We start from the raw sequence: 13,805 nt of genomic DNA, 5'->3' as shown, positions 1-13,805 counted from the left end.
GTTTATATAAAACTTTTAAATAATGTGTTTTTTAATACGAATTCTAATAATAAAAAGATACCTGCTAAGAATACAAGGAATCTGTATTTTTCAGTATAATTATAGTATTTAAACTCTTCTATTTTTGTTTTTTCAAGCTTATCTATTTCATCATAAATAGCTTTTAATTTAGAGTTGTTAGTTGCTCTAAAATATTTTCCTTCAGTTTCTTTAGCTATATGTTTTAGTAAAGATTCGTCAATTTCTACTTGTTGGTTTCTAAATGAAATTTTTCCGGTTCTTGGATCTTTTGCCCAAGGGAAAGGAGCCATTCCGTTTGTTCCTATTCCAATAGTATAAACTTTAATGTTGTTTCCTTTTGCTAATTCGGTAGCTGTTTTAGGATCAACAAAACCAGCATTGTTTACACCATCTGTTAAAAGGATAATAACTTTACTTTTGGCTTTGCTTTCTTTTAGCCTGTTTACTGCTGAACCAAGTCCCATTCCAATTGCAGTACCTCCTTCAAGTTGTCCCCATCTAATATCTGAAATGGTTCTTTTTACAATTGATTTGTCACTGGTAATTGGAGTTTGAGTAAAACTTTCACCTGCGTATACAACAATACCTATACGATCATTAGGTCTTCTGTTAACAAAATCGGTAGCAACACGTTTAAGAGCTTCTAAACGATTTGGTTTTAAATCTTTTGCAAGCATACTGGCAGATACATCAATTGCCATAACAATGTCTATACCTCGGTTTGTTTTTGTTTTCTTACTAACAGCTACATTTCTTGGTCGAGCTAAAGCAACAATTAAACAGGTTAAAGCTAAAAGCCTTAAGAGATATAATAATGGCTTAAGTTTAGGTAAAATAGAGCCTTGTACCTTAAACCCTTTTATACTTGAGATTGTTAAATGAGCGCTGTCTTTTTTTCTTGAATAATAATTCCAAAAAGCAAGTAGAGGAATTAAAATTAATAACCATAAAAATTCAGGGCTATGAAATTCAAAATTATTCCACTTCATCTTCTACTTCTTCTTTTTTAGGTTTTAAATTATCTATTACATCTTTAGCGTCTTTACGATCTTGTTCAATCTCATGAGATAAAGGTTTTGATTTCGCAAATTTTACTAAATCCGATTCTTGTAGTAATTCTTTTAACTTTTGAATTGTTTCTTTAGTAGTCTCAATAGACTTTGTTTCGTCAAAATCTTTTAAGGTGTCAATTAATTCATCTGTTGTACTTTCTAGTGCAGGAATGTTTAATTCTCTTTCAATGTATGATCTAACAATTCCTGTTAATTCACTGTAATATTTTTTAATATGGTTGTTTTGCCATAATAATTTGCTGTCCAATTCTTGAAGCTTTTGAATTGCTTCTTCATAAGGAGGTAATAGTGGTACAACAACTGTTTCTTGTTCTTCTTTTTTCTTTCTGAAAACGAAGTAGTAGATTATTAAGCCAATAAGTATTAATATGGCTATTGCCCAATAAATATAATTTTTAAAGTCATCAAATTGGTAAGGTTCTCCTTTGATTCCTTTTATTGGGAATTTTTTAATTTTTGTAGTGTCAATAGCTACAGTAGCTACATTGATAAGTAAGCTATCTGTTAAATAAGCCTGGTTTTTTATAAAAATTTGTTGTTGTGGTATATAAAATGAGCCGCTATCAAAACCAGTTAAAATATATTTTTGAACTAATTTGTTTTTAATAGTGTCTATTTTTAAGGTGTCAACAACTTCTAATCCTTTAAGGTTGTTTAATTTAGGGATAATTACATTTTCAGTATCATCAACAGAGATTTTATATTGAAATTGTTCACCAATTCTAATATTAGTAGTATCAACTTCAACCTGAACTTTGTTAGATTGTGAAAATCCAATAGAAGATATTAATAAGAAGATGTAGAATAATTTTTTTCTCATTTTATACTGTCTTTGTTAAAGTAGACAATTAACCTTTTCGTTTAAAATAACCTAATAACTTTTTTACATAACTTTCATCTACACGTGTACTGATGGTTCCTGCGCCACTTTTTGTAAAAGTAGTTTCGAAATAATCAGATAAGCGCAATGCGTTAGCTTTGTATTGATTTCTTACTGATGCTGAACTAGTGTTAACTAATTGCATTTTTCCTGTTTCTGCATCTACCATTGGTACCATACCTAAATTAGGAATCTCTTCATCAGATTTATCATATACACGGATACCTGTAACATCGTGTTTGTTTCCAACAATTTTTAATGTACGTTCGTAATCATCATCCATAAAATCAGAAAGCATAAAAACAATAGCTTTCTTTTTCATAATATTAGATAAGAATTTTAATGCTTCGTTAATATTAGTTTGTTTGCTTTTTGGATTGAATTCGATTAACTCTCTAATAATTCTTAAAACATGACTCTTCCCTTTCTTGGGGGGGATGAATAGTTCTACTTGGTCAGAAAATAAAATTAAACCAACTTTATCATTGTTTTGGATAGCAGAAAATGCGAGAGTTGCAGCAATTTCTGTTATAGTATCCTTTTTAAATTGATTAGTAGTACCAAAAAATTCAGAACCAGAAATATCAACCACCAACATCATGGTTAATTCACGTTCTTCTTCAAAAACTTTTATATAAGGTTCATTATAACGTGCAGTTACATTCCAGTCAATAGCTCTAATATCATCTCCGTATTGGTATTGACGTACTTCAGAGAAGGTCATACCACGACCTTTAAAGGTCGAGTGGTATTCTCCTCCAAAAATATGATTAGACAAACGACGTGTCTTAATTTCTATTTTCCGAACTTTTTTTAGTAATTCTTTTGTGTTCATTTAATTTAACCAAGCTTCTGGTAAAGGTGGTAAATCTACATCTGTATATTCAGCATCTTGTTTTATAGATAGTAAAGGCGCTTTTTGTATAGATAAATTTACATTGTTCTTTTTACCAATTTCTCTAATTACTTCATCTAACTTTCTTTGTTGGCATAATACTAAGCTGTTCATTATTACGTTAGATTCTGTTTGTAAATCAAAACAATCCACATAAAAAGAAGGGGAATCATCTTTGTAAATGATAGCTTCAGTACTTTTTCTTCGTCTTAATTCTAAAATTTTTTTTGTTCCATTTAACGTTTTGTACGTTGTTAATTTAAATCTCATATTAGCTTTGTTTAAGGGGGTAAAACTTTTGCTTAGTTGAGTAGATAGTTATGGTTTTGTTTTGTGTATTTGTAGGCTTTTTTCTAGTTAAGGTACCTGAACCTCATTTATAATTGAATTAATAATATCTATAGATGTAACGTTTTCAGCTTCTGCTTCGTATGTAATTCCAATTCTATGACGTAAAACATCGTTTACAACAGCTCTAACATCTTCTGGAATAACATAACCTCTACGTTTAATAAAAGCATAACATTTAGCTGCTTTAGCTAGTGCAATACTTCCACGAGGAGAAGAACCAAAGCTAATTAAAGGTTGTAGTTGTTCTAAGTTATATCTTTCAGGATAACGAGTAGCAAAAATGATATCAAGAATGTACTTCTCAATTTTTTCATCCATGTATACTTCATTAACAACTTGACGAGCTTTTATAATTTGCTCTACAGAAACTACAGGGTTAACTTTTCCAAAGCTTCCGTTTAAGTTTTGACGCATTATTATTTGTTCGTCTTGTAATTTAGGATAGTCAATTACAGTTTTTAACATAAAACGATCAACTTGCGCTTCAGGAAGAGGATAAGTTCCTTCTTGCTCTACTGGATTCTGAGTTGCCATTACTAAAAATGGTTCTTCTAATTTAAAAGTTTCATCTCCAATAGTGATTTGTCTTTCTTGCATTGCTTCAAGTAATGCAGATTGTACTTTAGCAGGAGCACGGTTAATCTCATCAGCTAAAACAAAATTGGCAAAAATTGGACCTTTTTTAATAGAAAAGTCATTTTCTTTTACATTGTATATCATGGTACCAACAACATCCGCAGGTAATAAGTCAGGTGTAAATTGTACACGGCTAAAACTTGCTTGAACAGCTTTTGATAGTGTGTTAATTGCAAGTGTCTTTGCTAATCCAGGAACACCTTCTAATAAGATATGTCCGTTACCTAAAAGCCCGATAAGTAATCGTTCAATCATATATTTCTGACCTACGATAACTTTATTCATTTCTGTAGTTAGTAAATCTACAAAAGCACTCTCTCTTTCTATTTTTTCATTAATAGCTCTAACATCTATATCCATATGAATTGAAATATATATTTTGAATTTTTGTGAAACAAAGCTACAATAATAAGAAAATAAGTGTTGTTAAAGTAAGGTTCAACCAAAAAAAAGGATTATGCAGTAAAAACAGGTGTTTTGCTTTTTTGATTGTTAAAAAAGTTAATTTTATAAGGATTGAGCATCTTATTTGTTATTTATTTAAATAAAATACATTAAAACATTGTTTTTTGTGTATTTAATTTAAATATTTGTTGAACTAATTAAATTTAAATAATAGTTCATGAAAAAAAACTCACTATTCAAAAAAATTCTATTTTTTAGTTTATTTTTTGTAACAATTTCTATGACAGCACAAACGGTAAAAGGGTTGGTCGTTGATGAAAACAAAGAACCATTGCCCTTTTTTAATGTCTTAGAAAAAGGAACCACTAACGGTGTAACAACCGATGACAAAGGAGAATTTTCTATTAAAGTAAAGAAAATTCCGACAACACTAGTAATCTCTTCTATAGGTTTTAAAACAGTAGAAAAACAAATTAGCTCCACTCAATATGTTACCATTGAAGTAAAAGAAGAGAGTGAAAACTTAGACGAAGTAGTTTTAGTAGGATCAAGAAACAAGTCAAGAACAGCGATAGATACCCCCGTACCAGTAGACATTATCGATGTAGCTGAATTAACAGCAACATCACCACAAGTTAACTTGAATCAAATCTTGAACTATGTTGCTCCTTCTTTTTCGTCAAATACACAAACAATTTCTGATGGTACAGATCACATTGATCCAGCTTCTTTAAGAGGATTAGGACCAGATCAAGTATTGGTATTAATTAATGGGAAAAGAAGGCATACTTCTTCTTTAGTAAATGTGAATGGAACATTTGGTAGAGGAAGTGTAGGTACTGATTTAAATGCTATTCCAGCAGCTGCAATTAAAAGAATTGAAGTTTTAAGAGACGGTGCTGCAGCTCAATATGGTTCAGATGCAATTGCAGGGGTGATTAATATTGTACTTAACAACAAGACAAATGAGTTAAGTTTAGCAGTTACTTCTGGAGCGCATGTTTCAAAAAATTCAGATAAGCAAACTGGAGGAATTGACGGAGAGAGCGTTAATGTATCTGCAAACTATGGAATTAAACTAGGAGATAAAGGAGGTTTTATAAACTTTACTGGAGATTTTGATTTTAGAAACCCATACAATCGTATGAAAGAGTATGAAGGTTCTATTTTTAATGCCTATAATTCTGTAGAATGGGTAGCGAATAACTCAGGGTTAGATATAGCTAATTTGTCTTTATCGGATATCAAATTTGCTGCGCAAGGGGTAACGCATTTTGATTTGGCAACTAAGAGTGCAATTAATAATGCTACTTCTTTAACAGAGATTTTTGGGGTTAATGCTGGGGCTAATTCAGTTGAAGGTATTTTATCTGAGTTTACTAGAGATAGTGCTGGAAATGTTACAGGTATTGTAGGGATTAATACGACTGATGCGGAATTAGCTGTTCGTGGTTTAGATAGGACAGATTTTACAATGCGTGTAGGTCAATCGGCGCTTAGAGGAGGTCGTTTTTTCGCTAACATGTCTTTACCTATAGATGAGGAAGGTACTGAGTTATATTCGTTTGCAGGTATTAGTTCAAGAATAGGAAACTCAGCAGGTTTCTATCGTTTACCAAACCAATCAAGGACATATACGCCCTTTTATATCAATGGATTTTTACCAGAGATTAATTCAAAAATAAGTGACATGTCATTTGCTGTTGGAATTAAGGGTAAAATCAAAGAATGGGATGTGGATTTAAGCAATACTTGGGGTAGAAATTCTTTCTTATTTGAGATTTCAAATACTTCAAATGCTTCAATGTTAAATAATTCACCAACTCGTTTTGATGCAGGAGGTTTTGCTTTTACTCAAAATACAACCAACTTAGATTTTTCGAATAATTACAAAGGTATTTTTAATGGATTAAATGCAGCTTTTGGAGCAGAATTTAGAAAGGAATTATACGAAATTGTAGCAGGAGAAGAAGAGTCTTACACACAGTATGATGCAAATGGATTACCAGTAACAGCAACGACAACAGCTTCAGTCGATGTCTTTGGAAATACAAGACCAGGTGGGGCACAAGTTTTTCCAGGCTTTAATGCAAAGAATGAGTTGTCAAGAGACCGTAGTAGTTTTGCTGCATATGCAGATTTAGAGGCAGATTTAACCGATAAGTTATTAGTAGGATTAGCTGGACGTTTTGAAAACTATAGCGATTTTGGTTCTACATTTAATTATAAAGTTTCTGGTCGTTATAAGTTAAATGAAAACTTAAATATAAGATCGGCTTTTAATACAGGATTTAGAGCACCATCGTTACACCAATTAAACTTTAGTACTACATCAACCTTATTTGGTCAAAATGGAAATCCAGAAGAAGTAGGAACTTTCTCAAATGATAGTAGAGTAGCACAATTATTAGGGATTCCTAAGTTAAAGCAAGAAGAATCTGCAAGTATAAGTTTAGGTTTTACAGCTAAAATTCCATCAGCAAACTTAAAAATTACTGTAGATGGTTATTGGGTAGGAATTGAAGATAGAGTGGTTTATACTGGTCAATTCAGAACTAATGATAGTAACGCTAATCCAAATGATGATTCTGATTCTGAATTTGGTAAGTTGCTTAGAGAAGCAAATGCAACTGCAGCATCATTTTTTGCCAATGCAATTGATACAGAATCAAAAGGAATTGATATTGTTATTACACACAAAACAGCTTTAAATGATAAAATGAATTTAAAGTCAGATTTATCAGCTACGTTCTCAAAAACAAAGCAAGTAGATGATATTCATAGTTCGGAACAAATAGCGAATGCAGGATTAATAGATACTTACTTTCCAGAAGATAGTAGAGTGTACTTAGAGGAGGCAGTGCCAAGAACTAAGGTAAACTTATCAAATACTTTAAGTACTAAGAGATTTAATGTGTTTTTAAGAAATGTATACTTTGGTGAAGTAACTGAAGCAACAACTAATGTTAGTAGACAACAAGTGTTTGGAGGAAAAGTTGTAACAGATTTATCAGTAGGGTTTAAAGCTACGGAAGAATTAACATTTACTGTAGGGGCAAACAATATCTTAGACGTGTATCCAGATAGAGCAGGTCAAGCTTTAGGAGATGGAGGAAACAACCGAAGCAGTGGACGTTTCGATTGGTCACGTAGAGCGCAACAGTTTGGAATTGGAGGTAGATTCGTATTTGCCCGTTTGAACTTTGTTATTAAGTAATATAAATTACAGAAGAAATGAAAAAAATAAAATTATCTATATATATATTATTGCTTTCACTAGGGTTTGTTTCTTGTGAAAGTGAAACAACCGACCCTGTAGAGGGGATTGCTACTGCAACAGAGCAAATAGTTATTGGTTTTAGTGATACAAATTTAAAAACAAATGTATTAGAAAATGGAGGTACAGCTACTTATCAAGTTAGTTTATCTAAGCCACTACCAGTAGATGGGGTGGTAGTTTTTGATATTACATCTTCAGATGGTTCTACAGAATCTACAGCTGGTGTAAATGAAGTATCTCATAATGAAGTAAAAATTCCAGCAGGAGAAACTTCAGTAAATGTGACATTTACATTTGCTGATGACACTGTTGCAGATGCAGAGGAAATATATAATGTTTCAATCAAAAATTTAAATGTTTCATCAACTCTTATAAAATATTTTATAACCCTAAATAATAAGAGTAGTGAAAGAACAATTAATGTTTATGATACTTTACCTCTTGTAATAGAAGGACCGATTGGAGATATGGACATTGTGTTAGATTGGCCAGGTTCTGAAGATTTAGATTTGTATTTAAGATCAGAAGCTAAAATTACTTCTACGGTAATTGCTAATAGTTGGTTTTCTCAACCAGAAGAAGTTACTATTACACAAGCTTTAGCTGATGGGGATTATTTTTTAGGGTTAGATAACTTCAATATCGCAACTCCTTATAATATTCCATGTACTTTATCACTTAATTTCTCTGGAGGTAAGAGTGAGGTTCTTTTAACAAGTTTAGAAACAACCACTACAGCTGCAGCAAATGGTGAGCCAGATATTTGGTATAAAATCAATAAGGTAACTGATGGTAGTAAAGTAACTTACACAATAATCAAATTATAAGCTAATTAAAATGAAACATATATATAAAATAAGTTCTTTATTAATTTGTGCAATGCTTTTATTGAGTTCTTGTGCGGTTAATGATGATGATGCAATAACTGTTAAGCCAGTAACGAGTATTACTGCAAAAACTGAAGCGAAAATTAAACGTATAATGACTACAGAAACGAGTTATGATGCGGTAATTTCTTTTACGAGTCCAGTAACCAGTTTATCAAGGTTAACATATACATTGGATGGAGAAGAAATGTTTATTGATGCTACTCAGGGAAGTCAAAATGTGACAATTACAGTTGATATGTCTGATCCAGATGTGCATGTTAGAACTATAAAATTAGTAGACTTAAAAATTATAAATGCTAGTATAGATAGCGTAAAACCAGAAATCTCTAAAGATTTAAATGAATTAAAAATAATCAAGGGAGAAAATACGGTTGTATTTACTTTTACTTGGAATGATGATAGTGATTTAGATTGTGGTACAATCACTAAGACTCCAGCTGTAGCAGGTATAAACCTTTCTACGAGTACAACTTCAACTACTGAAGTTGCTGTTTTGCCAGATAATGTTGCTGATGGAGAATACTTCTTTGCAATTTTACCATGGACAGTTAATAATAACTCAATTGAGTGTTATGTTAATGTGTTGAATGGTACTACTGAAACAAATTATACAGGTAATTTGGTTGGGGCTACTCCAGGAGGATTCTTTGGGTATACTACCGTTGCTGATTTTATAAAAATAACAAAATCAACAGATGCAGGTACTGGAGCTGTAACTATAGATTTAGAGCAGGTTTTATTTTAATAATTAAAACAATGTTCTCATTAATTAGTCGCCTATAATTTTAGGCGACTTTTTTGTTTTTTATAGTATGTTAATTATAGGTACGATTATAATAGTTATTGAAGAATTTCTATTTTTTAATGATAGGATATATATAGGTTTTTAGCAGTTTTTTCCTAGAGGAAAGAAGAAGGAGGAATGTGGTTTTGATTCTTTGTGTCTGAAAATAAGGTAGTTATAATTTGTTTTTTAAAAACAAAAAAACGAAATTTAGCTATTACTAACTATAACCTTTATTTTATGATTAAAATATCTATTAGCAAAATACTGCTACTAAATGCATTCTTTTTTTTGTTTTCCAATTGGGTTTTTGGACAAACAATTAAAGGAAAAGTAACAGATATAAATGGCGAAAGTATACCATTTGTAAATGTTATTGAAAAAGGAACTACTAATGGAACAACCACAAATGATGTGGGAGAGTTTTCATTAAATGTTAAAAAAATCCCCACCTCATTAGTTTTTTCATCACTCGGTTTCACAACAGTAGAGCAGCAAGTCACTGCTAATAGTTTGATGATAAATGTAATACTGAAAGAAGATAATTCTGTCTTAGATGAGGTGGTAATTTCAGGTTTGGCAACATCAACCAAAAGGTCAAACTTAGCAAATACTGTTTCTACAATCTCTGCAGCAGATTTAACTCAGGTAACGGCTCAGTCAGGATTTGATAGTGCACTTTCCGGTAAGTTTACAGGTGCTGAAATTAAAGCAAATTCAGGAGCTCCGGGAGGAGGTATTTCTATGAGATTAAGAGGGGTTACTTCAATTTTTGGTGATCAGCAGCCTCTTTTTGTAGTTGATGGAGTCTATGTGGATAATTCTACTGTATCATCGGGAAATAATATTGTCAGTGAAGCAGCAGGGGGAGGTAACCCATCAACAAATCAGGACGATGCATCTAATAGGATTGCAGATATTGATCCTGAGGATATAGAAAATGTTGAAATATTAAAAGGAGCATCAGCTGCAGCACTTTATGGGTCTAGAGCTGCTGGTGGGGTGGTTATTATTACAACAAAAAGAGGTAAGAAAGGAAAACCAAGAGTTTCGTTTTCTCAAACTGTAGGTCTCAGAAGTCCAACAAGATTATTAGGACTTAGAGATTGGGATCAAGCAGAGATAACGGCTTTAGGAGGCCCGACAAACCCTACATTAAGAGATTATGAAGCTGAATTATTTGATCATACTAGAATTTCAACTACAACTCGTTTTACAACATCAGGAGGAAGCGAAAAAAATGATTACTTCTTTGGGGTTACTTATAAGGATGAGCCTGGATTAGTGGAGAATACAGGGTATAAAAAAGCTGCAGTTCGTTTAAATATTGGACAAAAGTTTAACGAGTGGTTGGATATGTATGTTACTTCTAATTATATCAATTCAAGAGCAGATAGAGGATTTTTTAACAATGGTAATGCCAATAGAACAGTAGGGTACGCATTAGCATTTACTTATCCATGGGAAAACTTATCTCCTGTAGATGGTGTTTATCCATCTGGAGGAGCAGGTTCAAATGTTTTAGAAACTGTGGCTATTACAACAAATAGAGAAGATGTAAATAGATTTATTGGAAGTATGACAGCTAATGCTAAAATATTTGATACTGGTAAAAGCAAGTTAAAATTAGTATTGCAAGGAGGTTTTGATCAATATACATTGAGAACAACTAGTATTTTCCCAAGAGCATTATCGTATTTTAGATCTCCAACATCGTTAAGAGGAGCCGCTATTTCAGGAACTACAGTTAATACAAACTACAATTTATCAGCTTTCTTTGTACATAACTTAAATTTAGATAATGGTTTAAGCTTTACAACACAAGCAGGATCATTTTTTCAAGACTTTGATCGTAATACTGTAATTACAATAGCAACAGGTTTAAATGGATCTCAAACAAATCTAGGGCAATCAGAAAGTGTTTCTACGCAACAAAACATAACATTACAAAAAGATAAAGGTTTCTTTGTGCAAGAAGAAATTAACTATAAGGACAAAATTATAGGTACCATTGGTATGAGAGGAGATAAATCGACAAACAATGGTGATGCAGATAAAATGTATTATTATCCTAAGGCAAACTTAGCTGTTAATTTACATAAGTTTGATTTTTGGAGCTTTGATGAAGTAAGTTCTTTTAAACCTAGAATTGCTTATGGAGAAGCGGGAAGGTTTTCAAACTTTAGAGATCGATTTACTACAATGACAGGTCAATTAATTGATGGAAACTCAGGTTTAGCTCCAGGTAACTTTAAAGGAAACCCTAATATAGGTCCAGAGAGACAAAAAGAATTAGAATACGGGGTGGATTTTAGCTTATTTGATAACAGATTTAATTTTGAATTAACTTTTTACAATAAGAAAGTTGAAGATTTGTTAATTGAAACGAATAAAGAACCGTCATCTGGTTTTGTTACAGAGGTGAAAAATGCAGGAGAATTAGAGAATAATGGTATTGAAATAGCTTTAAATGCAAATATTATAGAAAATGACGATTTTTCATGGAGTTCAAATTTAAAGTGGTGGAAGAACAAATCAAAAATAACAAAGCTTGATGTTCCAGCATTTACGGAAGGAGGTTTTGCTTCATCACTAGGTACTTTTTATATTCAAGAAGGTTTTAGTGCAACTCAAATAGTTGGAACTTATGATGCTAGTCAATTTACAGCAGAAGAAATAGCAAGAAGAGACCCAGAAGGCGATGGCTTTTTTGTATATGGAAATGCAGAACCAGATTTTCAGTTATCATGGCAAAACCAATTTAGATACAAAAACTTTGACTTATCGTTCTTGTGGCATTGGAAAAAAGGAGGAGACGCAATTAACTTAACAACATTATTATATGATTTAGCAGGTACAACTTGGGATTATGATGATGTTGGTTTAGATCCATCAGGAACTTTAACTAATGGAGCCTATAGAGCAAGTCAAGCTTTTGCGAATCCAGAACCGTTAATTGAAGATGCAGGATATATAAGGCTACGTGAGGTAGGATTATATTATACATTCGATGATGGGGTGTTTAAGGGAGTACAAAAGGTAAAAGTGGGGGTTTCAGGTAGAAACTTGATAAACATATTTGATTATAACAGTTATGATCCAGAAGCTTCAAATTTTGGAAATAATGTTTTAGCAAATAATGTAGAAGTAACACCATATCCAGCTTCTAAGTTTGTCAACTTTCATATAAATATTAATTTTTAACACATAGGTTATTATGAAGAATATATATTTAAAAACTATTTTATTATGTTCGGTTTTTGTGTTTTTTAGCTGTGAGTTAGAAGATATTGCAAACCCTAATGCACCAACAGTAGAGAGTTTTTCTGAAGGAGCTAGTCAAGCAGATGTACAATTATTATCAGTAGGTTTAGAAGCTGTAATTAGAAATGATTTAGAGTTTCATTATAATACAGTAAGTTATTTGGCTAGAGAGTATTATGATCTTTCAGGAACAGACCCTAGATATACAGGAGAGGTTTTAAAAGGACCTTTAGATAACAATGGATTTTTAACAACTAGGTCTTATGCTGCTTGGTATAGGGCAGTTAAGGCAGCAAACGTAATGATTACTGCGGTAGAGAATTCATCAGCAGGTTTTTCAGATCAAGTTAAAAACTCATATTACGGATTCGCAAAAACATTAAAAGCATACTCACTTTTAATGGTGGCAAATCGTCAATACACTAATGGAATTAGAGTAGATGTTAGTGATCCTGATAATTTAGGGCCATTTGTAACCTATCCAGAAGCATTGGTTGCAATTGATAACCTATTAAATGAAGCAAATACAAATTTATCGAATGCATCTGCGACTTTTGATTTTCCTTTAAGTTCTGGTTATGCTGGATTCGATACGCCAAGTACGTTTTCAAGGTTTAATAGAGCTATCGCTGCTAGAGTTGCTTTGTATCAGGGAGATAAAGCTAAAGTGTTAACATTATTAAATAATTCTTTCTTTGATTTAGCAGGAGCTTTAAAGGCAGGGCCATCTCATGTATTTGGTGCCACAGGTAATGATATTTTAAATAATCAATTCCATGTTTTAGGTCAGTCTGGTCAAGAGTTTGTAATTCATAATTCTTGGATTAATGATGCTGAAGCTGGTGATACAAGGGTAACTGATAAAGCTTTTTTATTATCATCTCCGGCTACATTTGACGGATTAACTGGAACTCATCAAATAGCAATTTATAAGAGTAATACAGACCCTGTTTACTTAATTAGAAACGAAGAGTTAATATTAATGTTTGCAGAAGCAAATATTGGAACTAATAATGCAACAGCTTTAAATGCAATTAATGTTATTAGAAACGCAGCAGGTTTAGCAAGTTTAGTTTCTCCTGCTGATATTGACGTAAATGATGATAATGCGCTTTTAGAAGAAGTTTTAAAGCAAAGAAGATATTCTCTATTAGGAGAGGGGCATCGTTGGGTAGATTTAAGAAGATTAAACAGATTAAATGCTACTTATGTACCTCTAGATAGAGCTGGTGATAATATTATTAATGCTTTTCCAACTCCGTTTAATGAGAATGCGAATTAAACTAATTTAATTAGTTGTTATAAAAGTAAAGAGACCTCGTTTAT

Annotated in this window: 10 protein-coding genes; 5 read left to right on the top strand and 5 right to left on the bottom strand. The window is 32.0% G+C overall.

What is annotated here, in order from left to right:
• Positions 1 to 2 precede the first annotated feature (2 nt).
• The 5 genes from F7018_RS07010 to F7018_RS06990 all read right to left on the bottom strand — a co-directional run bounded on the left by F7018_RS07010 (position 3) and on the right by F7018_RS06990 (position 4,216).
• Positions 3 to 1,010, bottom strand: a complete 1,008-nt coding sequence (locus F7018_RS07010; RefSeq protein ID WP_150899332.1) for a vWA domain-containing protein — start codon at positions 1,008 to 1,010, stop codon at positions 3 to 5.
• Complete coding sequence (locus F7018_RS07005; protein ID WP_150899331.1) at positions 997 to 1,914, bottom strand: BatD family protein; 918 nt, start codon at positions 1,912 to 1,914, stop codon at positions 997 to 999. The genes F7018_RS07010 and F7018_RS07005 overlap by 14 nt, the downstream gene beginning before the upstream one ends.
• A 28-nt stretch (positions 1,915 to 1,942) precedes the next feature.
• A complete protein-coding gene (locus tag F7018_RS07000) occupies positions 1,943 to 2,809 on the bottom strand; it encodes a DUF58 domain-containing protein (protein WP_150899330.1) in 867 nt (288 codons plus the stop codon).
• On the bottom strand, positions 2,810 to 3,139 hold the full coding sequence (locus F7018_RS06995; protein WP_150899329.1) for a hypothetical protein: 330 nt from the start codon (positions 3,137 to 3,139) through the stop codon (positions 2,810 to 2,812). It abuts the gene before it with no gap.
• Positions 3,140 to 3,226: 87 nt separating this feature from the next.
• On the bottom strand, positions 3,227 to 4,216 hold the full coding sequence (locus F7018_RS06990; protein ID WP_150899328.1) for an AAA family ATPase: 990 nt from the start codon (positions 4,214 to 4,216) through the stop codon (positions 3,227 to 3,229).
• Between the two features lie 262 nt (positions 4,217 to 4,478).
• On the opposite strand from F7018_RS06990, the gene F7018_RS06985 reads away from it, so the two are divergent.
• The 5 genes from F7018_RS06985 (at position 4,479) to F7018_RS06965 (ending at position 13,761) form a co-directional block, all read left to right on the top strand.
• Complete coding sequence (locus tag F7018_RS06985; RefSeq protein WP_150899327.1) at positions 4,479 to 7,478, top strand: TonB-dependent receptor; 3,000 nt, start codon at positions 4,479 to 4,481, stop codon at positions 7,476 to 7,478.
• A 17-nt stretch (positions 7,479 to 7,495) separates the two neighbouring features.
• Entirely contained in the window at positions 7,496 to 8,368 is an 873-nt protein-coding gene (locus tag F7018_RS06980) for a hypothetical protein (protein ID WP_150899326.1), read from the top strand.
• A 10-nt stretch (positions 8,369 to 8,378) separates the two neighbouring features.
• Entirely contained in the window at positions 8,379 to 9,176 is a 798-nt protein-coding gene (locus F7018_RS06975; protein ID WP_150899325.1) for a hypothetical protein, read from the top strand.
• A 279-nt stretch (positions 9,177 to 9,455) separates the two neighbouring features.
• Positions 9,456 to 12,419, top strand: coding sequence for a SusC/RagA family TonB-linked outer membrane protein (locus tag F7018_RS06970; RefSeq protein ID WP_150899324.1), 2,964 nt, complete (start codon positions 9,456 to 9,458; stop codon positions 12,417 to 12,419).
• A 13-nt stretch (positions 12,420 to 12,432) separates the two neighbouring features.
• Positions 12,433 to 13,761, top strand: coding sequence for a RagB/SusD family nutrient uptake outer membrane protein (locus tag F7018_RS06965; protein WP_150899323.1), 1,329 nt, complete (start codon positions 12,433 to 12,435; stop codon positions 13,759 to 13,761).
• Positions 13,762 to 13,805 lie beyond the last annotated feature (44 nt).

The sequence above is a fragment of the Tenacibaculum aiptasiae genome (assembly GCF_008806755.1).
GTDB lineage: Bacteria > Bacteroidota > Bacteroidia > Flavobacteriales > Flavobacteriaceae > Polaribacter > Polaribacter aiptasiae.
Note: the sequence above shows the minus strand (reverse complement) of the source record. Positions and strands in the feature narration are given on the sequence as shown.